The following is a 22,044-nucleotide window of genomic DNA, read 5'->3' as shown; positions in this document are numbered from 1 at the left end:
GTCTTTAATCTGGAGCGGGAAACGAGACTCGAACTCGCGACCCCGACCTTGGCAAGGTCGTGCTCTACCAACTGAGCTATTCCCGCATGTCATCAAGTAAACTTCTAACCACTTGATTTCATTATCGTCCGGCTTGCTGTGCCGCCGTTCGATGCGTTGCATTCTACTGATATGACGTTATGAGTCAACGTTATTTTTTGCATCCCTGGATCGTTTGCTGAAAATTACGGCGAAACGATCACTGATCAAGCAAATCCCCGCGCGCAGCGTTCAAATATTGCAGCATGGACCACAGCGTCAGCACTACCGCCACCCACAGCAGACCAATTCCCGCCCACTCAACCCAGGCGTTCGGACGCCAGAGCATCCAGACCAGCGCCGCCATCTGCGCCGTCGTTTTGACTTTACCAATCCACGAGACCGCCACGCTGCTGCGTTTGCCCAGTTCCGCCATCCATTCGCGCAGCGCAGAGATAATGATCTCGCGGCCGATCATGGTTGCCGCGGGCAGCGTCACCCACCAGGTATGATAGTGCTCGGCTACCAGCACCATGGCGATAGCGACCATCACTTTGTCTGCCACCGGATCGAGGAAGGCACCGAAACGGGTGCTTTGATTCCAGCGGCGCGCCAGATAGCCATCAAACCAGTCGGTGACCGCTGCGATCAGGAAGATCAATGCGCAGGCGAAAGGTGCCCAGACGACCGGCAGGTAAAACGCCAGTACAAAGAAAGGGATGAGTACAACACGAAAGAGAGTGAGCAACGTAGGGATATTAAATTGCATAATGACGGTAACTGTTTGTTGTCAGTAAAATTTAGCTCTATGTTGCTACAGAGCCCTCAATGTTTCAACGAGTAGTAGATCTTTTCTGCCAGCCCTTGCGAAATACCCGGCACTTTTGCAATTTCCTCCATGCTGGCGTTGAGTAATCCTTGCAATCCGCCCATATATTTCAGCAGCATCTGGCGACGTTTTGGCCCCACGCCTTCGATCGTTTCCAGGCTACTGGTATTTTTCACCTTCGCCCGTTTTTTGCGGTGACCGCTGATGGCATGATCGTGTGATTCATCGCGAATATGCTGGATGACGTGCAGCGCCGGGGAGTCCGGCGGCAGGCTGAAGCCCTCGCCTTCCGGCTCGAAGAACAATGTCTCCAGACCGGCCTTACGATCGGCCCCTTTTGCAACACCCAGCAGCAGCGGATGGTTTTTATCCCAGCTGACATCAAGCGATTCAAATACCGCTTTCGCCTGGCCGAGCTGCCCTTTCCCGCCGTCAATCAGGATCACATCCGGAATTTTGCTCTCTTCTATGGCTTTACCATAACGACGACGCAGCACCTGATTCATGGCCGCATAGTCATCGCCCGGCGTGATCCCGGTGATGTTGTAGCGGCGATACTCGGCGCGCAGTGGGCCATTCGCATCAAACACCACGCAGGAGGCCACCGTCTGTTCTCCCATCGTGTGACTGATGTCGAAACACTCCATCCGTTTCACTTCCGGAAGCTTCAGCAGCGTCGCCAGGGCCGTTAAACGCTGGTTGACCGTCGACTGCTGCGACAGCTTAGTGGTGAGTGCCGTCGCCGCGTTGGTTCGCGCCAGCTTAAGATAACGTGCACGATCGCCGCGCGGTTTGGTTTGTACATTCACCCGGCGGCCCGCCAGTTCAGAGAGCGAATCGGCCAGCAGGGTTTTATCGTCAAGATTAAAATCGAGCAGGATCTCAGAAGGCAGCGTGCGCATCTGGCTCCCCTGCAGATAGAACTGGCCGACAAAGGTTTCCACCACTTCACCCAGTTCAGTACCGCCGGGCACTTTCGGGAAATAGCTGCGGCTGCCGAGCACTTTGCCCTGGCGAATAAACAGCACGTGCACGCAGGCCATCCCGGCGTCAAAGGCTACGCCGATGACGTCGAGATCGTCACCGGTATTCGAGACAAACTGTTTCTCAGTGACTCTGCGCACCGCCTGGATTTGGTCGCGGATACGCGCGGCCTCTTCGAACTCGAGTGCGGCGCTGGCTTTTTCCATCCGCGCGATCAGCTGCGTTAAGACCTGATCGTCTTTTCCGGCTAAGAACAGGCGCACGTAATCCACCTGCTGGGCATACTCTTCTTCACTTACCAGCCCTTCCACGCAGGGCCCCAGGCAGCGTCCAATCTGGTACTGCAGGCACGGGCGAGAGCGGTTACGGTAAACGCTGTTTTCACACTGGCGGATAGGGAAGATTTTTTGCAGCAGCGCCAGCGTTTCACGCACGGCATAGCCGTTAGGGAACGGCCCGAAGTATTCTCCCTTAGCGTGTTTTGCACCGCGGTGCATCGCGAGGCGCGGGTGGGTGTCGCCGCTCAGAAAAATAAACGGGTAGGACTTATCATCACGCAGCAGGACGTTATAGCGTGGCTGGTAGAGCTTAATATAGTTGTGCTCAAGCAGCAGCGCTTCTGTCTCGGTGTGCGTGACGGTGACATCAATATTCTGAATGAGTGAGACCAGCGCTTCGGTCTTTCGGGAGGCCAGGTTACTGCGAAAATAGCTGGAGAGGCGTTTTTTAAGATCTTTTGCCTTCCCCACGTAGATAACCGTACCGCCAGCGTCATACATGCGATAGACGCCAGGCTGGCTGGTTACGGTTTTCAGAAATGCTTTTGAATCGAACACATCACTCACTGACTTAACAACGTCTCCGCATTACACAAACCGTGCCGGATGGCCAGGTGCGTCAGTTCAACGTCACCATGAATGTTCAGTTTACTGAACATCCGGTAACGATAGCTGTTCACCGTTTTCGGGCTGAGATTCAGCTGCTCCGAGATCTCATTCACCTTCTGACCTTTGGTGATCATCAGCATAATCTGCAATTCACGCTCGGACAAACTGGCAAACGGTGATTCGGTTTTTTCGGGCTCAATCTGACTCAGCGCCATCTGCTGGGCAATGTCGGACGCTATGTAGCGCTGTCCGGCAAACACGGAACGGATTGCATTGACGACTTCCTGCGGCGCAGCACCTTTACTCAGGTAGCCCGCTGCGCCCGCCTGCATCACTTTCGCGGGCAGTGGGTTTTCGGTATGCACGGTCAGCATGATGACTTTGGTATCAACAAAGGTACGCGCGATTTTGCGTGTTGCTTCAAGGCCACCGATACCGGGCATGTTCATATCCATCAGTACCACATCGGCCGAGTTTGTGCGGCACCATTTTACCGCATCTTCGCCGCAGCACGCTTCACCGGCAACTTTAATACCTTTAATATCTTCAAGAATGCGTCGTATCCCTGCGCGCACCAGTTCGTGGTCATCAACAAGAAGGACGTTGATCAAAGGAAATGTCTCCAGAATAGGGATAACGCTACTGAGTGATAATTTGGTTTATATTAACGGTTTTCCTCGCAAGATTAAAACGTTAAAAAACCGGCTATTCGATTTTGCTCTCGTTTTTGGAAATTAGGCTGTACAGTACGTGGAAAGAGAGACCATGCATTCAGGGCTTTTGCAGCTTTTTTTAAGCATCTGTATTCAAAAAGTTACAAAAAACTTTCAGGCTTTTCCTGCAAAAAAACAGATCTCAAATTTTTGTAACAATAATTAACGGCAAGCGAACCGGGCATAAACAATTAATAGCCTTTCACGGCGGTTTAGTTTACCGGTGCGTTCTGTTTACGCAATTAAACATCCACGTAAAAGTACGAAAAACAACCGCTGCATTTTTTGCTTCAGCTTGTGGTATACTCCGCCGCCTTGACTTTCGTCGTCGCGCTTTAGCGCCGTTAAATAATGAGGAAAATAAATGAGCACACCTGAATTTGCCACTGCGGAGAATAACCAGGAACTGGCACAGGAAGTAAACTGCCTGAAAGCACTGCTGACGCTGATGCTGCAGGCGATGGGCCAGGCGGATGCCGGTCGTGTGATCATTAAAATGGAAAAACAAATCGCGGAGATGGAAGACCAGGCTGAATCTGCGGTATTTGCTAACACCGTTAAGCAAATCAAACAAGCCTACCGCCAGTAACAAAAAACGGCTGGATGCAGTGCATTCAGCCGTTTGCTCGTCTGTCACGCAGAACGTATTATCCCGTCAGATCAGTCCCGTTGCCGCCGCGTAGCACGCAATCTGGGTTTTGTTAGGCGCGTTGAATTTCTTCTGCATATTTTTCTGATGGAAGTTAACGGTATTCTCTGAGATAGAGAGAATGATCGCTATTTCCGCTGATGTCTTCCCTTCCGCAGTCCATTTCAGAATTTCGCGCTCGCGTTTGCTGAATTTCATTTCAGGTGGCATGACCATCTCATCTTCAAAACGCACCAGAGAAGTTAAGGCCATTTGCACCAGCATTTGCAACCGCAGTTCTATTTCCTCACGGGCAAACGGCCCTTCCAGTACACTAGTACGGGAAACAGACAGGAAGCCGAGCGCATGATTAGGCAACATCAGACACTGCGTTATTCCCTCGCGTAAACCGTGGTCCTGCGCGCTGTGCCATAATTCCTGCGCGTCAGCGAATAATGCGTCTGTCCAGGGTAAATGACCCTGAATGAAATTCTCCGGCTTTAAGACGGGATCAATAGCGAAATAGTTCGCGGATTGATATTGCGCCATCCACTGCTTTGGGTAAGTGGTATGCACAGAGATCTTAGGCCGGGTAAACGGCACGGGATGGCGCACGCAGAGCGAGTAACAATCGAATTCAAGCGTCTGAGTTTGTCGCTGTAATTCCTGATATACCTCGTCGACACAGGTCAATTCCTGAAACCGGAGGGAGCAATCCCGTCGCCAGGTGAAAAAGTCTGAATCCTTCATACTTACTAAATGAAGCCTCTGAAAAGATAATCATTATTATGGTGAATATAACCTAACACATAAAACTTTTTTCTAACTACAAAATATCGGCATTAGCACAATTAACTTTACTATTGATAAGGTTTATCCGGGCCGGATGGAATAAAAAAACAAACGACTGCCCCCGAAGGGAGAATAATTTGCTCCAGCCTAAATTTCTGGAGCAAATTAGTGCAAAAATGCTACTGCATCAGGAATTTTTCAAGGAACTGACGGGTTCGCGGCTGCTGAGGATTAGCGAACAGGCTTTTCGCTGGCCCTTGCTCCACAATCCGCCCCTGATCCATGAAGATGGCTCTGTCAGCCACATCGCGTGCAAAGCTCATTTCATGCGTCACGATCACCATCGTCCGTTTTTCCTGCGCCAGCTGGCGAATGGTGTTAAGCACCTCACCCACCAGTTCCGGATCGAGCGCAGAGGTCGGTTCATCAAAAAGGATCACGTCAGGGCGCATAGCCAGCGCGCGCGCTATCGCCACGCGCTGCTGTTGCCCGCCCGACAGACGGCGCGGATAGCTGGTCTCTTTCCCCGCCAGCCCGACTTTAGCGAGCAGTTCGCGCGCGCGCGCCGTCGCGTCCTCTTTCGATTCACCTTTTACAATGACCGGTCCTTCAATAATGTTCTCCAGCACCGTACGGTGCGGGAAGAGATTAAAGCTCTGGAAAACGAAGCCGACATGCTGGCGCAGGCGGCGAATTAACCCTTTCTGCTGGCTAATGGATTTCCCGGTATCAATCGTTATCTCCCCTACCCGAATAGTGCCGCCTTCCGGCTGTTCAAGCAGGTTAATACTGCGCAGCAGCGTCGTTTTTCCCGAACCGCTTGGTCCGATAATCGCCACCACTTCACCCTGCCCGACTTCAAGATCGATTCCGTGGAGCACCGTTTGACCGTGGAATTTTTTCACCAGGTTTTTGACGTCGATAGCACTCATTTTGGATCACGCTCCTGGCGGTTAAGCTGGTTTTCGAAGTAGTTTTGCAGAGCAGACAGCACCGTCGCCATCACCCAGTAAATCAGCGAGGCGGCCAGATACATGGTAAAGACTTCAAGCGTGCGCGAAGTAATGAGCTGCGCCTGACGGAACAGTTCCGGTACCTGAATCGTTGCCGCCAGGGACGTATCTTTCACCAGGCTAATGAAGCTGTTGCTGAGCGGTGGAAGCGCCACGCGCGCAGCCTGCGGCAGAATGGCCCGACGCAGCGTCTGCCATGGCGTCATCCCGATACTGGCCGCCGCCTCCCACTGCCCTTTGTCAATGGAGGAGATCGCCGCTCGCAGGGTTTCAGAGGTGTACGCCGCGGTATTGAGCGACAGACCAATCATCGCTGCGGGGATCGGGTCCAGCTCGATACCAAACTGCGGCAAGCCGTAGTAAATCATAAAGAGCTGGGCGATAAGCGGCGTGCCGCGAAATACGGAGATATAAAAGCGCGCCAGCCAGCGTACCGGCAGGATGGGTGACATGCGCATTAATGCCAGCACAAATCCCAGCACCAGCCCGAAGAACATCCCGCCGATACTGAGCTGTAACGTAAATACCGCACCTTTCAGCAGATACGGCAGAGAATCAATAACCAGTTGAATACTTTCTTGCATTATTATTTTTCGACCTGATTTTTAGACATGAGGATGGTAGGCAAACAGCGCAGGCGCCCCGCCGGTATGGACAAATAAAATCGGCCCTTCATCCTTAAAGCGTTTCTGCGCAATGCCGTCAATCAGTCCGGCCATCGCTTTGCCGGTATAGACCGGATCGAGCAGTATCCCCTCGAGGCGCGCCAGCAGCTTCACCGCCTCCATGCCCTCTTCGTTAGGCGTGCCGTAACCCGGCGCAAAATAGTCGTCCCAGAGCAGAATATCGGCCTTTGCCTTCAGCTCCAGCTGCGCGGCTACCGCCTGTTGTAAAGTGACCACTTTCGGCTTCTGATCCGCGACGCTGCGGGACACCGTCACACCAATCAGTTCGACGTCCGGCAGCAATTGTTCCAGCCCCACCGCCAGCCCGGCATGCGTGCCCGCACTGCCGGACGCAACAACCACGGAGGAGAGGCTTACCGCGCCCTCGCACTGCTGCGCGATTTCCAGCGCACTCTCCACATACCCCAGCGCGCCCAGCGCGTTCGAACCGCCGACGGGGACAACGTAGGGGCGGAACCCCTGCGCTTCCAGACGCGTCGCCAGCTCGTCGAGCTGGGCGGTCGGGTCGGTCAACGCATCCACCATTTCGACCTGCACGTTAAACAGATCCAGCAGCAGGCGGTTACCGTTGGTAAGATAGTTTTCTGCCCGCGTGCCAATCGGGTTTTCCAGCAATGCCACGCAGTGGAGCCCGAGCTTTGCCGCCACTGCCGCCGTCTGACGAACGTGGTTGGACTGGATAGCACCGGCAGTAATGAGCGTATCCGCGCCTTCGCGCAGTGCATCAGCCGCCAGAAACTCCAGCTTGCGCAGCTTATTGCCCCCCATCGCCATCGGCGTCACGTCGTCACGCTTAATAAAAATATCGCGCCCTAAATAATCAGAAAATCGCGGCAGGTACTCCAGCGGCGTCGGCGCGCCGATGAACTCCAGGCGGGGAAAGCGCGTTAAATTCTGTAGTGACATGGGTTCTCCGGTAACTCTGACAAAATGCGATATTTTTCATTATGCACGCAGACGCGAAAGAAATAAAAAAGGCGCTTTTAAAAGCGCCTTTTTTTACGTCAAAGACTTATTTGGTGACGTCTGCACCGAACCACTTCTCGGAGAGCGCCTTCAGGCTGCCGTCTTTTTGCATGTCAGCAATCGCGGAATCAATCGCTTTGACCAGGTCTTCGTTACCTTTACGAACGGCAACGCCTGATTCCTGACGAGAGAACGCATCACCCGCTACCGCCAGGGTATTGTTGGTTTTCTTCACCAGATCCAGCGCTGCCAGGCGGTCAACCAGAATGGCGTCGATACGGCCCACGCGCAAATCCTGGTATTTCGTCGGGTCATCATCATAGGTGCGGATATCCACGCCCTGCACGTTCTGGCGCAGCCACTCTTCGTAGTTGGTACCCAGACCGACACCGACTTTCTTCCCTTTCAGGTCCGCGGCAGTTTTAATTCCGCCTTCGTTGCCTTTCTTCACCAGCGCCTGAATACCGGACACGGTGTACGGCGTAGAGAAGTCATATTTCTTCTTACGCTCGTCAGAAATGGTCACCTGATTAATCACCACATCAATACGTTTGGAATCCAGCGAGGCCAGCATACCGTCCCATTTGGTCGGTTTCAGTGACGCTTTAACGCCGAGGTGCTTCGCCAGCTCTTCAGCAAACTCCACTTCAAAACCGGTCAGCTTACCGTCATCGCCCTGGAAGCTGAACGGAGGATAGGTTCCTTCCAGCCCGACCAGCAGCGTACCGCGCTCTTTTACTTTATTCAGCAGGTTTTCAGCGGCGAACGTTTTCACGCTCATGCCCGCAACCAGCGCAACGGCCATAACACCCATCAGCGCCTGACGACCCAGAAGTGCAAATTTCATAAATACCCCGATATAGTGGAATTTTTACGTAGTGTAGAGAAATCGCCTGTAACGTCAAAGGCGACTGCGCTACATCTTATTCTTTTTTAATATATATCAGAAGTTGTTCCGGCGTGGGCTTTCTGCTTTATGGCACCGGGCATTTGTACCTTGTATTGCGCATACTTGCGCAGCGCAATTCGGTAGTTGTTGGTGCTGGTCGCAGGCAGCCACGGCTCCAGATTTTCATCCAGATAACCGGTTTTCAGCAGATCGCGAGAGATATTGTTTACGGTCAGATGTTGCCCAAGGCGGCGCAGGCGAACCACATATTCGCGAACGGTGCCGTGGCTCATCTCCGTTTGTTCAAACAGGAACTGCTTGAAGCCGATAATGTCGAAGAAGTCGCTTTGCTCTTTGCAGTGGAGATCCCCACAGAAACGGCAAAGCGCCACCCACTCTTTTTGCTCTTCGAGCCATGCTGCTTCGTCCATCAACGTGTCGAGACGCGAAATCGCAATCTTATTGACGATTTCGCCCCGGCGAACCAGCGTGATACGATCGAGTAACTTGTTACAGTGGGCGCAATGCGTCTGGCTGTGTTTAAAGTCTTTCAGGTAGCGGCTTAAAGGCCGTCTTTTAGATTGCTGCACCGTCATGATAACTCCTGGTTGTCAATACGTTGTGCGGCATTTTTCAGGTGAATCAATCACCTATAACTTACCCAGCTTGGTTCGTAAGCGTTTAATGGCCTGGCTGTGCAGCTGGCTCACCCGCGACTCTCCCACCTCCAGAACAGCGCCAATCTCTTTGAGGTTAAGCTCTTCCTGGTAATAAAGGGTCAATACCAGCTGTTCGCGTTCAGGCAGAGCTTCAATAGCCTCCATGACGCGCTGGCGTAAATTCCCTTCCATTAAATGGTGTAACGGGTTTTCATGCTGGTGCTCGTCCGTCACCAGCTCGATGCTATCGCCATGCTCTTCGCGCCACTCGTCATAAGAGAAGAGTTGGCTATTATTGGTATCGAGCAACATCTGACGATACTCTTCAACAGCAATGCCAAGACGCTCCGCCACTTCGGTTTCCGTTGCGTTACGTCCCAGTTCCTGTTCCAGCTGCCCCATCGCATGCGCCACTTCGCGCGCGTTGCGGCGAACACTGCGCGGCACCCAGTCGCGGCTGCGCAGCTCGTCCAGCATCGCACCACGAATACGCTGAACTGCGTAAGTCGTAAATGCCGTTCCTTGCAGAGCGTCGTATCGGTCAACTGCATTCAATAACCCGATACCGCCCGCCTGTAGCAGATCGTCGAGTTCCACGCTCGCCGGCAAGCGCACCTGGAGGCGCAATGCTTCGTGACGCACCAGCGGGACATAACGCTGCCACAGCGAGTGTTTATCCATTACACCTTCAGCGGTATAGAGTGAATTCACGATAAACAGCCCTGCGTTAGTTGAGTTATCGGCATGATTATCCGATTCTGCAGGGCGTTCAATTGGATGAAAAAGGGGGATAAAGTGAGGTTATTCTGAGGTTGCCCACAACAGGGGCAACTTTTCTGGCTAAATTAACAGTTGTAACAATGAAAGATCGTCGCCCAGTTTGACGCTATCTATATGTTGATGAAAGAGCTTTCCCGCTTCCTGATTATGCTGGCTAAGGGAGTGGAAGCTGTAAATAACATCAATAATATTATCTTGTTCAATTTTCCCCGCCACGATCGCCTGACCGGCAAGTAACGTTTTAAGGAAATAGAACTCCGCAACGATTAAATAAAGGTTATTCAACATGCTGCGGCCATTGTTCTGCGGGAAGCCCTGCTCCCAGAGTTTGTATTTAAAAAAGTTCTTGAATAAATGGTCATGGGTCGCCAGGTAACTGCCCGCCACATCGCGCCAGACGGACTCGATGTTCTCCATGACCTTCTCTGCCGGCACGGTGTCACCCGCAGTCTCAAATTGTTGATAAAGCTGAGTAAAATAACGGTTTAATACCGCACCACCGCGGGCTGTCACTTTCTTCGTGAAGTAGCTCTGGATGAGCGAAATTAACGCGAATTTCAGGCTGTAGTTCTGATTAAATCCGCCTAATTCCGTTTTGATTTTACCGCTCACCAGTTCGTTAACCAGCGAGAAATAGACCGTTTCGAGCGTGCTAATATTCTCTTCGAGATTATCGAGTTTTTCCGCCACCATGAGGAATTTCACCACGGCGTAAACCTGTTCTTCAACGCTGACGCCCTCAACGCTGAAAATATTCTGGCAGAAGAGATTGATGACCTTTGCCTTTAAATCAATCATCGGCGCATTATTGACGTCCTGCTGAACAATGACAGATTCCATCAACGACATAGACTCCCGATCGTTCAACAGAAGTCGGGTCACTTCCGGACACGAGAGGTTCAGCGATTTTTCGATTTCATTTTTATAGACCCGGTTTGTCCGCGGAAACGACGTACAGGTTGGGCTTAAGGCCTGGATGCCCATGGCGCTATGAACAGAACAGAGTTTTTCCGTATCCATAAACGGGCAGTTTTTACTTTCCGTATGGAAAATCACTTCACCCCAGTGGTCATAGTTTTTTTTGGTGACTTTTATCGCCGTTTTCGCCGTCTGACGAATAGCGGCATTTTTACTGTTCAGATAGCGATTAACGGAGGATTTATCAAACGCGATGGTCCAGCCCTGACAACAATGTTCACGGCATTCCCCACCGACACATGAAAAATCTGCGACCAGCTTTGGTTGAGTGACACTGATTTGTTTCACAGGCGGATTCTCAAATAGCAGAGATAAAAAAACCCCGCCGAAGCGGGGTTTCACGCGTAAAATTAACGCAGCAGAGACAGAACGGTCTGTGGAACCTGGTTTGCCTGAGACAGAACAGAAGTACCAGCCTGCTGCAGGATCTGCGCGCGGGACATATTGGAAACTTCAGTTGCGTAGTCAGCGTCCTGGATACGGGACTGAGCAGCAGACAGGTTAGTTGAGGTGTTGTTCAGGTTGTTGATTGCAGAAGTGAAACGGTTCTGCACAGCACCCAGACCAGAACGTGCTTTATCAACTTTAGCGATAGCTGCGTCGATGGTGCCCAGGTCGGTAGCGGTCATAGTTTTCAGGTCGATAGCAGCAACACCCAGAGTCGTGGTGTCAGCTTTTGCACCGCTCAGGTCCAGATCGATGGTGTCGCCGTCGTTCACGCCAACCTGAATTTTAACCACACCAGCAGTACCTGCAGTGCCGTCCAGCAGTTTGATGCCGTTGAAATCAGTTTTGCCTGCAACGCGGTTGATTTCATTCAGACGCGCGGTAACTTCATCCTGCAGAGAGGCCAGGTCAGAGGTGCTGTTGGTGCCGTTGCTTGCCTGAACAGCCAGTTCACGAACGCGCTGCAAGTTGTTGTTGATTTCGTTCAGAGAACCTTCAGCAGTCTGCGCCATGGAGATACCGTCGTTGGCGTTACGCGCAGCCTGGTTCATGCCTTTAATCTGAGCGGTCATGCGGTTTGCAATCGCCTGGCCAGCAGCATCGTCTTTCGCGCTGTTAATACGCAGACCGGAGGACAGACGCTCGATAGCAGTGCCCAGAGAAGACTGAGATTTGTTCAGGTTGTTCTGAGTGGTCAGGGACAACAGGTTAGTATTGATAACTGCCATAATTTTGTTTCCTTCAAAAATTGGGTTTTAGGTCCGGTGCCTAACACTCACAGCGTCTCTCACCGTCAACAAGGTTATCGACGGGTCCCCAAAAGACTTTAGAATCAATTTTGAAAAAATTACAACACGCTGATTTTTAATCATTTTATTTTTAAAAAATCAATTAAGGTCCATCAGAGCGTTATTATTTATGCTTTTTTAACGCGCAAAGAGATGACAAAAAAGGCACACACTTATTCGTGTTTTCAATGCACGGATAATGACCCTAAAGTGCAATCCTTTCATTTACCCCGCCAGGACGTGCCTATTCTTTGGATTATTTTTTTCTCACCATCGTAAACTTTTACGTTGAGAGGCCGATAAGAGTCCTGAACTACTTTCGTATTTTAAGGAAAATATGCATGGCTACTATCAGTAACCTCGGGATAGGTTCTGCAGGACTCGGGGATTTATATAATCAGTTGGATGCAGCAGAAAGAACCAAGCTGACGACGATTACTTCCCAGCAATCAACGTATAACGCACAGTTAAGCGCTTACGGCAAACTGCAGAGCGCCATGACATCGCTGCAGACTGCGACCGCTGCGCTGGGTAAAGCAACCACCTGGAACTCAACGTCCGTTAGCAGCACCAACACGGCCTTTACCGCCACGACAACGGCAGACGCGTCCGTGGGTTCCTTTGTTGTCAACGTCAACCAGGTTGCAAAGGCGCAGGCACTGACTACCGGCTCCTATGCAAACAACACGGATTTGCTGGGCGATACGACAGGTACGACGCGTAAAATCACCATCACCCAGCCGGGCACGAAAACGCCTTTAGAGGTCACCCTGGCGGATGGCGATACGTCTCTGGCCGGGATTGCGAGCGCCATTAATAAAGCGAACGGCAACGTCACCGCCAGCGTCATTAAAGCGAAAGACGGTGATTACCGCCTGATGCTGTCATCTAAAACCACCGGTACGGATGGTGAAATGACGATCAGCGTCACTGGCGACGATAAGCTGCAAAACGCAATTGGTTACAACTCCACCACAAAAACGGGCGCACTGACGGTTAACACCGGAGCTCAAAACGCAATTGTGGTAGTGAACAGCATTTCGATTGAGCGCCAGACGAATACCATTACCGATGCCCTGCCTGGCGTGACTTTCTCGCTGAAAGCAGAAAGCAAGGCAGATGAAACATTAGAGGTGACTCGCGCAACGGATGCTAACCAGAAGGCGATCACCGACTGGGTCACGGCGTATAACTCGCTGCAGTCCACCATTAACAGCCTGACGAAGTATGTTCCGGTTGATGCAGGCGCCGGCAGCCAGTCAGCCAGCAACGGGGCACTTGTTGGTGATGCAAACGTGCGCGGGATCCAGTCTCAGCTGCGCGGCCTGCTGACCGAAGTGCAGAGCGGCTCGGTACAGATCATGGCCCAACTGGGAATTACCCAGGACCCGGTAAAAGGTTCTGACGGTACCGTCGGTAACCTGAAAGTCGATACCGATAAGCTGAAAAAAGCGCTGACCGAGAACCCGAACGCCGTACAGCAGTATTTTGTCGGTGACGGCAAGAAAACCGGTATGGCCACTCAGATGAACAACACGCTGACCACCATGCTCAGCACCAGTACCGGCAGCGCCGGGGTGATCCAGAACGCGAAAGACGGGATCAACAAAACGCTAAAAACTCTGGGTGAGCGTTACGATGCTATGGAAGCCACTATTGATGCCACCATGGCGCGTTACAAAACCCAGTTCACCAGTCTGGACGTATTAGTCACCAAAATGACCAATACAGCCAACTACCTGACCCAACAGTTCTCACAAAAATAGTCGTAGCCTTCAGGAGTGGATATGTATAAGACCTCTGGTGTTCAATCCTATCAGCAGATAGGAGTCGAAAGCGCAGTCATGAATGCCAGTCCACACCAGCTGATTGTCATGTTATTCGACGGGGCGCATAGCGCCCTTGTTCGCGCGCGTTTGTTCATGGAAGCCGGACAAATTCGTGAGAAAGGCGAAGCGTTAACGAAAGCCATCAATATCATCGACAACGGTTTAAAAGCAGGACTGAACATGGAGGTTGAGAGCGAGTTGTCCGGTAATCTTGCCTCCTTGTACGAATATATGGTTCGACGTTTGTTGCTGGCGAATGTCAGTAACGACGTAGACGCAATTGTTGAAGTCGAGGGTTTATTAAACAACATTGCGGATGCGTGGAAGCAAATCGGCCCCAATGCGTCCTCTATTTCAGGATAATTTTGATGAATAATCCCAGCGCAGCGCTTAGCCACTGGCAGGCGTTACATGCTCAGAGCATTGCTATGCTAAATCTCGCACATTCTGGTCAATGGGATGCGCTTATCGAGCAGGAAATGCATTATGTTCAACTGGTGGAAAAGATATCTCAAACGCCCATCATGTCATGCCCTCCGGCTCAGGTTGAGCAAGCGCGTGCGCTGCTGGAAATGATCCTTGAAAACGAGAATGCGCTAAAGGCACTGCTGAAGGTCCGCATGGACGAACTGCGTAATCTGATTGATCAAACCGGCAAACAGCAATCCATCACGTCTACCTATGGAAAGCTGTCAGGGAATATTCTTTATCCAGAAAGTTTGACCCGCGACACACAACTATGATTTCTTCATCCATACTCCAGAAGTCTGCCAATGGCTTCTGGAGCAAGGATGATGAAAAACCCCACCCTGTTACAATGTTTTCACTGGTACTACCCTGCTGGCGGTGAATTGTGGCGAGAGGTCACGGCGTTAGCTCCCAATCTTAACGAAATCGGCATCAACATGATCTGGCTGCCGCCCGCCTGTAAAGGGGCATCCGGCGGGTATTCTGTCGGCTATGACACCTATGACCTGTTCGATCTTGGCGAGTTTGACCAGAAAGGCAGTATCGCCACGAAATACGGCGACAAGGCGCAGCTGCTGGAGGCTATTGATGCCCTTAAAAGCAACGACATTGCCGTGCTGCTGGACGTGGTGGTCAACCACAAAATGGGCGCCGATGAAAAAGAGCCCGTGCGCGTTCAGCGCGTGAACGAACAGGACCGCACGCAAATCGATGACGAGGTCATTGAATGCGAAGCCTGGACTCGCTACACCTTCCCAGCCCGGGCCGGGCAGTACTCTCAGTTTATCTGGGACTACAAATGCTTCAGCGGCGTCGACCATATTGAAAACCCCGATGAAGATGGCATCTTTAAAATCGTCAACGACTACACCGGCGAAGGCTGGAACGATCAGGTTGATGATGAGATGGGCAACTTCGACTACCTGATGGGCGAAAATATCGACTTTCGCAATCACGCCGTGACCGAGGAGATCAAATACTGGGCCCGCTGGGTCATGGAACAGACGCGCTGCGACGGTTTTCGTCTGGACGCCGTCAAGCATATTCCCGCCTGGTTTTACAAAGAGTGGATTGAGCACGTCCAGGAAGTCGCCGACCAGCCGCTGTTTATCGTGGCGGAATACTGGTCCCATGAGGTGGATAAACTTCAGGCCTATATTGACCAGGTCGAAGGCAAAACCATGCTCTTTGATGCCCCTCTGCAGATGAAATTCCACGAGGCGTCACGTCAGGGCCGGGATTACGACATGAGCCAAATCTTCACCGGTACCCTGGTGGAAGCCGATCCGTTTCATGCGGTCACCCTCGTCGCGAACCACGACACCCAGCCTTTGCAGGCGCTGGAAGCACCGGTCGAAGCCTGGTTTAAACCGCTGGCGTACGCGCTGATCCTGCTGCGGGAAAATGGCGTGCCGAGCGTCTTTTATCCGGATCTCTTCGGCGCCAGCTATGACGACGCGGGAGGCGACGGTGAAACGTACCATATTGATATGCCGGTCATTGTGCAGCTTCACGAGCTGATCCTCGCGCGCCAGCGTTTTGCCCATGGCGTGCAAACGCTGTTTTTCGACCATCCTAACTGCATCGCTTTCAGCCGCAGCGGCACCGATGACGATCCCGGCTGCGTGGTGGTGATGTCGAACGGGGATGATGGTGAAAAAGTGATTTGTCTTGGGGAAAACTACGGCAACAAAACGTGGCGGGATTTTCTCGGCAATCGCGAAGAAACCATCACCACGGCGGCGGATGGCGAAGGGACGTTTACCTGTAATGGGGGAAGCGTCAGCGTTTGGGTGATAGAGGATGCGCTGTAGAACGGGAAACGTGCGGCCTGATGCCCTCACCCCGTCCCTCTCCCACAGGGAGAGGGCGCAAACACCAAAAACGGCAACGAGGTTGCCGTTTTGCGTTTACCCTTAGGGTAGTTTACTCTCGAGCGGATTCTTGCTCAGGTAATCAGCACACTCAGCCGTTGGACGGTCGACTTTCTGCAGCTCCAGCCCGTCATACTTCAGCGTCGAGCCATCGCGCTCCAGCGGATAGATATCCAGCTTACGCGTCACGTTGTAATAACTGTCTGAATGCAGCATGATTTTACCCGGCACGGCAATCACGCGCTGCCACTGACGGCAGTCCAGCGTATCGCCCTCTTCCGTCACCACCAGCGTGGCAATCGCCTTCGGGCTGACCATGTTGCTCTGCGGCCCTTTCGACTGCCAGTATCCCGCCAGATGCGCCGGGACAGGATGCTTGATCACGTCGTTATAGTTATCGACCTGAACGCACCCGGTCAGTGCCAGCAGCGCGCCAGCAATTGCTATTTTTTTCATCATCTTTCCTGCATTCGAAGAAAAAAATATTGTGGCATTAAAGCGCTGCGGCTGCCAGCGAAGATCGACAGGTATTAAACCTGCATCCCCATGACTTCCTGATACGCAGACACCAGCTTGTTACGCACCTGGATCCCCATCTGCAGGGAAACCGAGGCTTTTTGCAAATCGGTCATCACATCATTCAGCGCCACGCCCGGCTCACCGAGGGTGAACTTTTCTGCCTGAGTGCGTGCTGCGGTCTGGGTATCACTGATACGGTCAAGAGCGGCATGCAGTTGCCCCGCGAAGCTGATGCTCGGCTGCTGATCTGCCACATTCTGATTACGGGCCGTCATCGCCGTTGCCTGCAACTGACTGATTACCCCTTCAATGCCCTGTATAGCCATGACTCTCCCCTGGATGGTTTTTTACGCGGTCAAGACTAACAGCTTGTCAATAAGATAATGGCGGTAAATAGCATGAAAAAACCAGGTTATTTGACGCATAGAAAATCACGAATCATCAAATAATGGCAGGGCCATCAATATGGAACTTTTGTCGTGTTTGCCGACCCGGGAGTCAGTTTTGTTTCTCTACACGAATAACGTAAACCACCAGGATTTAAGAGGTGCGCAATGAGTGCAACAGCATCGACAGCGCCGCAGAATAAATCACTCGAGTGGATGAACCGCCTTCGCGCGAATCCTAAAATCCCGTTGATCGTGGCAGGCGCTGCCGCAATTGCGATCCTTGTAGCGATGGTCCTGTGGGCGAAAAGCCCTGATTACCGGACGCTCTACAGCAACCTTTCCGATCAGGATGGCGGCGCCATCGTCACCCAGCTTACCCAGATGAACATCCCTTATCGCTTTGCCGATAATGGCGGTGCGCTGGAGGTCCCGGCTGATAAGGTGCACGAGCTGCGTCTGCGTCTGGCTCAGCAGGGGCTGCCGAAAGGCGGTGCCGTTGGCTTTGAGCTGCTGGATCAGGAAAAATTCGGTATCAGCCAGTTCAGCGAGCAGGTGAACTACCAGCGTGCGCTGGAAGGTGAACTGGCCCGCACCATTGAAACATTAGGCCCGGTGAAAAGTGCCCGCGTGCACCTGGCGATGCCTAAACCTTCTTTATTTGTCCGCGAACAGAAATCACCTTCAGCTTCCGTTACCGTGAACCTTGAACCCGGCCGCGCGCTGGACGAAGGGCAAATCAGCGCGGTGACGCACCTCGTTTCCAGCGCCGTTGCCGGTCTGCCGCCGGGTAACGTGACGCTGGTTGACCAAAGCGGTCACCTGCTGACGCAGTCCAATACCGCCGGTCGCGATCTGAATGATGCGCAGCTGAAGTATGCCGCCGATGTCGAAAGCCGACTCCAGCGCCGTATTGAAGCCATCCTCGGCCCGGTCGTGGGTAACAGCAACGTGCACGCGCAGGTAACCGCACAGATCGACTTCGCGAACAAAGAACAAACTGAAGAGCAGTACAGCCCGAACGGCGATGCGGCTCAGGCGGTGATGCGTTCACGCCAGATCAATTCGAACGAGCAGGTCGGCGGTGCCTACCCGGGCGGCGTGCCGGGCGCGCTGTCTAACCAGCCTGCCCCGGCTAACGCGGCACCGATTTCTACGCCGCCGGCCAATCAGCAGAACGGTCAGCAAAATAATCAGCAGACCACCTCAACGACCAATAACGCCGGTCCGCGCACCAGCAGCCGTAACGAAACCACGAACTACGAAGTGGATCGGACGATTCGCCACACTAAACTGAACGTGGGCGATATTCAGCGTCTTTCCGTTGCGGTAGTGGTGAACTACAAAACGCTGGCGGACGGCAAACCGCTGCCGTTGACTGCCGAGCAGATGAAGCAGATTGAAAACCTGACCCGTGAAGCGATGGGTTACTCCGAGAAGCGCGGCGATACCCTCAACGTGGTGAACTCACCGTTCAACTCGGTTGATGAGACCGGCGGTGAACTGCCGTTCTGGCAACAGCAGGCGTTTATCGACCAGCTGATGTCCGCAGGACGCTGGCTGCTGGTGCTGATTGTCGCGTGGCTGCTGTGGCGTAAGGGCGTTCGTCCGCAGCTCCAGCGCCGTGCTGAAGCCGAAAAAGCGGCTCGCGAGCAGATGAACACGCGTCAGGAAACGGAAGAAGCGGTTGAAGTGCGCCTCAGCAAAGATGAACAGATACAGCAGCGTCGTGCTAACCAGCGCATGGGCGCTGAGGTCATGAGCCAGCGCATTCGCGAAATGTCAGATAACGATCCGCGCGTCGTGGCGCTGGTCATCCGCCAGTGGATGGGTAACGAACATGAGTAATACGCTTACGGGCACCGATAAAAGCGTCATCCTGCTGATGACCATTGGCGAAGATCGTGCGGCAGAGGTGTTTAAACACCTCTCCCAGCGAGAAGTGCAAATTCTCAGTGCGGCCATGGCCAACGTGCGTCAGATCTCCAACAAGCAGCTGACCGAAGTGCTGGCAGAGTTTGAACAGGAAGCGGAACAGTTTGCCGCGCTTAACATCAACGCCAACGACTACCTGCGCTCCGTGCTGGTCAAGGCGCTGGGCGAAGAGCGTGCCTCCAGCCTGCTGGAAGACATTCTGGAAACGCGCGATACCGCCAGCGGTATCGAAACGCTCAACTTTATGGAGCCGCAGAGTGCCGCCGACCTTATTCGCGACGAGCACCCGCAGATTATCGCCACCATCCTTGTCCACCTCAAACGTGGTCAGGCTGCCGATATTCTGGCGCTGTTCGAAGAGCGCCTGCGTCACGATGTGATGCTGCGTATCGCGACCTTCGGCGGCGTCCAGCCGGCCGCGCTGGCGGAGCTGACCGAAGTGCTGAACAACCTGCTCGACGGTCAGAACCTCAAGCGCAGCAAAATGGGCGGCGTGAGAACGGCGGCGGAAATCATCAACCTGATGAAAACGCAGCAGGAAGAGGCCGTCATTACGGCGGTTCGCGAATTCGACGGCGAGCTGGCACAGAAAATCATCGACGAGATGTTCCTGTTCGAAAACCTCGTGGAAGTGGACGACCGCAGCATCCAGCGCCTGCTCCAGGAAGTGGATTCCGAGTCGCTGCTTATCGCCCTCAAAGGCGCCGAGCAGCCGCTGCGCGAGAAGTTCCTGCGCAACATGTCTCAGCGTGCGGCCGATATCCTGCGCGACGACCTTGCCAACCGCGGCCCGGTTCGTCTGTCTCAGGTGGAAAACGAACAGAAAGCCATTCTGCTTATTGTTCGTCGTCTGGCGGAAACCGGCGAGATGGTGATTGGCAGCGGAGACGACACCTATGTCTAATGAGCTGCCCTGGAAGCGCTGGACGCCGGACGATCTGGCGCCTCCCCTCTCCGAGTTCACGCCGGCCGTCATCGCAACCGAAGAGCTTGACCCGGACGTCGAGCAGCCCGAGCTGACCGAAGAGGAGCAGCAGGCCCAGATGCTGGCGCAGCTGCAAATGCAGGCGCACGAGCAGGGCTATAACGCCGGTCTGAACGAAGGCCGCCAGAAAGGCCACGAGCAGGGGTATCAGGAAGGTCTGGCGAAAGGGTTAGAGCACGGTATCGATCAGGCGCGCCAGCAGCAGGCGCCGATCCATGCCCGCATGCAGCAGCTGGTCAGCGAGTTCCAGCACACCCTGGACGCGCTGGACAGCGTGATTGCCTCGCGACTGATGCAGATGGCGCTGGAAGCCGCGCGTCAGGTCATCGGCCAGACGCCCGTGGTGGATAACACCGCGCTGATCAAACAAATTCAGGGTCTGCTTCAGCAGGAGCCGCTGTTCAGCGGGAAACCTCAGCTGCGCGTCCATCCGGACGACCTGCAGCGCGTTGAAGAGAGCCTGGGCGCGACGCTTAACCTGCACGGCTGGCGTCTGCGCGGCGACCCGTCGCTACATCACGGCGGCTGCAAAGTCTCTGCCGATGAAGGCGATCTGGATGCCAGCGTCGCCACCCGCTGGCAGGAACTGTGCCGCCTGGCGGCACCGGGAGTCGTCTGATGACCGCGCGCCTCACCCGCTGGCTCACCACGCTCGACAACTTTGAGACGAAGATGGCGCAACTGCCATCTGTTCGTCGTTATGGGCGACTGACGCGCGCCACCGGCCTGGTTCTCGAAGCCACCGGCCTGCAGCTTCCGCTGGGCGCGACCTGCGTCATTGAGCGTCAGGATGGTCTGGAAACGCGTGAAGTTGAAAGCGAAGTGGTCGGATTTAACGGCCAGCGCCTGTTCCTGATGCCGCTTGAAGAGGTGGAAGGCATTCTGCCCGGCGCGCGCGTGTATGCCAAAAATATTTCTGGCGATGGGCTGCAAAGCGGGAAACAGCTGCCGCTCGGTCCTGCCCTGCTGGGCCGCGTGCTGGACGGCAGCGGGAAACCGCTCGACGGACTGCCCTCCCCGGACACAACCGAAACCGGCGCGCTGATCACCCAACCGTTCAACCCCCTGCAGCGTACCCCTATCGAGCATGTGCTGGATACCGGCGTGCGCCCGATTAACGCCCTGCTGACCGTGGGACGTGGACAACGTATGGGCCTGTTCGCCGGCTCAGGCGTAGGTAAATCCGTCCTGCTCGGCATGATGGCGCGCTATACCCAGGCCGACGTGATCGTCGTGGGGCTGATCGGCGAACGTGGTCGTGAAGTAAAAGACTTTATTGAAAACATTCTGGGTGCGGAAGGCCGCGCCCGCTCGGTGGTGATCGCCGCACCGGCAGACGTGTCGCCGCTGCTGCGCATGCAGGGTGCCGCATATGCCACCCGTATCGCCGAAGATTTTCGTGACCGCGGCAAGCACGTGCTGCTGATCATGGATTCCCTGACCCGTTACGCGATGGCGCAGCGTGAAATCGCCTTGGCCATCGGTGAGCCACCGGCGACCAAAGGCTACCCGCCTTCGGTATTCGCCAAACTCCCTGCGCTGGTGGAACGCGCGGGGAACGGCATCAGCGGCGGCGGCTCCATCACCGCGTTCTATACGGTACTGACGGAAGGCGATGACCAGCAGGACCCGATTGCCGACTCCGCGCGCGCGATCCTTGACGGTCATATTGTGCTGTCGCGCCGTCTGGCCGAAGCCGGGCACTACCCGGCCATCGATATTGAAGCCTCTATCAGCCGCGCAATGACGGCGCTGATAACCGAGAAGCACTACGCCCGCGTGCGTAACTTCAAACAACTGCTTTCCAGCTTCCAGCGCAACCGCGATCTGGTCAGCGTGGGGGCGTATGCCAAAGGCAGCGACCCGATGCTCGACAAGGCGATTAGCCTGTGGCCGCAGCTGGAGGCATTTTTGCAACAAGGCATTTTTGAACGCGCCGACTGGGAAGATTCAATTCAGGCACTGGAGCTGATTTTCCCGCAGGTGTAACA

23 protein-coding genes and 1 tRNA gene are annotated in these 22,044 nt (G+C 53.9%); 9 read left to right on the top strand and 15 right to left on the bottom strand.

The window, feature by feature from the left end:
• Window positions 1-10: 10 nt before the first annotated feature.
• The 4 genes from M2422_RS00985 to uvrY form a co-directional block, all read right to left on the bottom strand.
• Window positions 11-86, bottom strand: a tRNA-Gly gene (locus M2422_RS00985).
• 152 nt (window positions 87-238) lie between these two features.
• Entirely contained in the window at window positions 239-787 is a 549-nt protein-coding gene (pgsA, locus tag M2422_RS00980; protein WP_259139523.1) for a CDP-diacylglycerol--glycerol-3-phosphate 3-phosphatidyltransferase, read from the bottom strand.
• A gap of 56 nt (window positions 788-843) precedes the next feature.
• Window positions 844-2,676 carry an excinuclease ABC subunit UvrC gene (gene uvrC, locus M2422_RS00975; protein ID WP_032658637.1) on the bottom strand — a complete coding sequence of 611 codons (1,833 nt, stop codon included), beginning with the start codon at window positions 2,674-2,676 and terminating at the stop codon, window positions 844-846.
• The gene (gene uvrY / locus M2422_RS00970) at window positions 2,673-3,329 is read right to left on the bottom strand and encodes a UvrY/SirA/GacA family response regulator transcription factor (RefSeq protein WP_013096026.1); all 657 of its coding nucleotides are present in this window, start codon (window positions 3,327-3,329) and stop codon (window positions 2,673-2,675) included. The genes uvrC and uvrY overlap by 4 nt, the downstream gene beginning before the upstream one ends.
• A gap of 466 nt (window positions 3,330-3,795) precedes the next feature.
• On the opposite strand from uvrY, the gene M2422_RS00965 reads away from it, so the two are divergent.
• A complete protein-coding gene (locus M2422_RS00965) occupies window positions 3,796-4,020 on the top strand; it encodes a DUF2594 family protein (RefSeq protein ID WP_008500345.1) in 225 nt (74 codons plus the stop codon).
• 66 nt (window positions 4,021-4,086) lie between these two features.
• On the opposite strand, the gene sdiA is transcribed toward M2422_RS00965, so the two are convergent.
• The 9 genes from sdiA to M2422_RS00920 form a co-directional block, all read right to left on the bottom strand.
• Window positions 4,087-4,809 (bottom strand): transcriptional regulator SdiA, encoded by a 723-nt coding sequence (gene sdiA, locus M2422_RS00960; RefSeq protein ID WP_033145891.1) that lies wholly within the window; start codon window positions 4,807-4,809, stop codon window positions 4,087-4,089.
• A gap of 221 nt (window positions 4,810-5,030) precedes the next feature.
• Window positions 5,031-5,783: an L-cystine ABC transporter ATP-binding protein TcyN gene (gene tcyN / locus M2422_RS00955; protein WP_033145892.1), complete on the bottom strand. Its 753-nt coding sequence runs from the start codon at window positions 5,781-5,783 to the stop codon at window positions 5,031-5,033.
• Window positions 5,780-6,448, bottom strand: a complete 669-nt coding sequence (gene tcyL, locus M2422_RS00950) for a cystine ABC transporter permease (protein WP_014884380.1) — start codon at window positions 6,446-6,448, stop codon at window positions 5,780-5,782. Before tcyL ends, tcyN begins: the two co-directional genes overlap by 4 nt.
• Before the next feature lie 21 nt (window positions 6,449-6,469).
• Complete coding sequence (gene dcyD / locus M2422_RS00945) at window positions 6,470-7,456, bottom strand: D-cysteine desulfhydrase (RefSeq protein ID WP_064672745.1); 987 nt, start codon at window positions 7,454-7,456, stop codon at window positions 6,470-6,472.
• 106 nt (window positions 7,457-7,562) lie between these two features.
• Window positions 7,563-8,363 carry a cystine ABC transporter substrate-binding protein gene (gene tcyJ, locus M2422_RS00940; protein WP_023336163.1) on the bottom strand — a complete coding sequence of 267 codons (801 nt, stop codon included), beginning with the start codon at window positions 8,361-8,363 and terminating at the stop codon, window positions 7,563-7,565.
• An 86-nt stretch (window positions 8,364-8,449) separates the two neighbouring features.
• The gene (fliZ, locus tag M2422_RS00935; protein ID WP_008500339.1) at window positions 8,450-9,001 is read right to left on the bottom strand and encodes a flagella biosynthesis regulatory protein FliZ; all 552 of its coding nucleotides are present in this window, start codon (window positions 8,999-9,001) and stop codon (window positions 8,450-8,452) included.
• 54 nt (window positions 9,002-9,055) lie between these two features.
• Window positions 9,056-9,775: an RNA polymerase sigma factor FliA gene (locus M2422_RS00930; RefSeq protein ID WP_039263779.1), complete on the bottom strand. Its 720-nt coding sequence runs from the start codon at window positions 9,773-9,775 to the stop codon at window positions 9,056-9,058.
• Window positions 9,776-9,904: 129 nt separating this feature from the next.
• Window positions 9,905-11,110, bottom strand: a complete 1,206-nt coding sequence (fliB, locus tag M2422_RS00925; RefSeq protein ID WP_064672746.1) for a flagellin lysine-N-methylase — start codon at window positions 11,108-11,110, stop codon at window positions 9,905-9,907.
• Window positions 11,111-11,172: 62 nt separating this feature from the next.
• A complete protein-coding gene (locus M2422_RS00920; RefSeq protein WP_033145896.1) occupies window positions 11,173-11,997 on the bottom strand; it encodes a flagellin in 825 nt (274 codons plus the stop codon).
• Between the two features lie 401 nt (window positions 11,998-12,398).
• Here M2422_RS00920 and fliD point away from each other — a divergent pair, with 401 nt between their 5' ends.
• Genes fliD through amyA form a run of 4 tightly spaced genes read left to right on the top strand, consistent with a single transcriptional unit; the run spans window position 12,399 to window position 16,168 of the window.
• Window positions 12,399-13,823: a flagellar filament capping protein FliD gene (gene fliD / locus M2422_RS00915; RefSeq protein ID WP_033145897.1), complete on the top strand. Its 1,425-nt coding sequence runs from the start codon at window positions 12,399-12,401 to the stop codon at window positions 13,821-13,823.
• Between the two features lie 21 nt (window positions 13,824-13,844).
• Complete coding sequence (fliS, locus tag M2422_RS00910; protein ID WP_033145898.1) at window positions 13,845-14,249, top strand: flagellar export chaperone FliS; 405 nt, start codon at window positions 13,845-13,847, stop codon at window positions 14,247-14,249.
• A gap of 5 nt (window positions 14,250-14,254) precedes the next feature.
• Entirely contained in the window at window positions 14,255-14,629 is a 375-nt protein-coding gene (fliT, locus tag M2422_RS00905) for a flagella biosynthesis regulatory protein FliT (protein ID WP_033145899.1), read from the top strand.
• 51 nt (window positions 14,630-14,680) lie between these two features.
• Window positions 14,681-16,168 carry an alpha-amylase gene (gene amyA, locus M2422_RS00900; protein ID WP_064672953.1) on the top strand — a complete coding sequence of 496 codons (1,488 nt, stop codon included), beginning with the start codon at window positions 14,681-14,683 and terminating at the stop codon, window positions 16,166-16,168.
• Window positions 16,169-16,270: 102 nt separating this feature from the next.
• Here the strand turns inward: amyA and yedD are convergent, their stop codons facing one another.
• Together yedD and fliE are read right to left on the bottom strand one after the other, a co-directional pair.
• Window positions 16,271-16,684 (bottom strand): lipoprotein YedD, encoded by a 414-nt coding sequence (yedD, locus tag M2422_RS00895; protein ID WP_064672747.1) that lies wholly within the window; start codon window positions 16,682-16,684, stop codon window positions 16,271-16,273.
• 74 nt (window positions 16,685-16,758) lie between these two features.
• Entirely contained in the window at window positions 16,759-17,073 is a 315-nt protein-coding gene (gene fliE / locus M2422_RS00890; RefSeq protein WP_008500329.1) for a flagellar hook-basal body complex protein FliE, read from the bottom strand.
• 228 nt (window positions 17,074-17,301) lie between these two features.
• Here fliE and fliF point away from each other — a divergent pair, with 228 nt between their 5' ends.
• Genes fliF through fliI form a run of 4 tightly spaced genes read left to right on the top strand, consistent with a single transcriptional unit; the run spans window position 17,302 to window position 22,042 of the window.
• The gene (gene fliF, locus M2422_RS00885) at window positions 17,302-18,981 is read left to right on the top strand and encodes a flagellar basal-body MS-ring/collar protein FliF (protein ID WP_033145901.1); all 1,680 of its coding nucleotides are present in this window, start codon (window positions 17,302-17,304) and stop codon (window positions 18,979-18,981) included.
• The gene (gene fliG, locus M2422_RS00880) at window positions 18,974-19,972 is read left to right on the top strand and encodes a flagellar motor switch protein FliG (protein ID WP_023312301.1); all 999 of its coding nucleotides are present in this window, start codon (window positions 18,974-18,976) and stop codon (window positions 19,970-19,972) included. Before fliF ends, fliG begins: the two co-directional genes overlap by 8 nt.
• Entirely contained in the window at window positions 19,965-20,672 is a 708-nt protein-coding gene (gene fliH / locus M2422_RS00875) for a flagellar assembly protein FliH (RefSeq protein ID WP_023312302.1), read from the top strand. The genes fliG and fliH overlap by 8 nt, the downstream gene beginning before the upstream one ends.
• A complete protein-coding gene (fliI, locus tag M2422_RS00870) occupies window positions 20,672-22,042 on the top strand; it encodes a flagellar protein export ATPase FliI (RefSeq protein ID WP_023336182.1) in 1,371 nt (456 codons plus the stop codon). Before fliH ends, fliI begins: the two co-directional genes overlap by 1 nt.
• The last annotated feature ends 2 nt before the right edge of the window (window positions 22,043-22,044 follow it).

The organism is Enterobacter sp. SLBN-59 (assembly GCF_024807915.1).
GTDB classification, from domain to species: domain Bacteria; phylum Pseudomonadota; class Gammaproteobacteria; order Enterobacterales; family Enterobacteriaceae; genus Enterobacter; species Enterobacter asburiae_B.
This window is presented reverse-complemented; position numbering and strand designations above follow the sequence as displayed.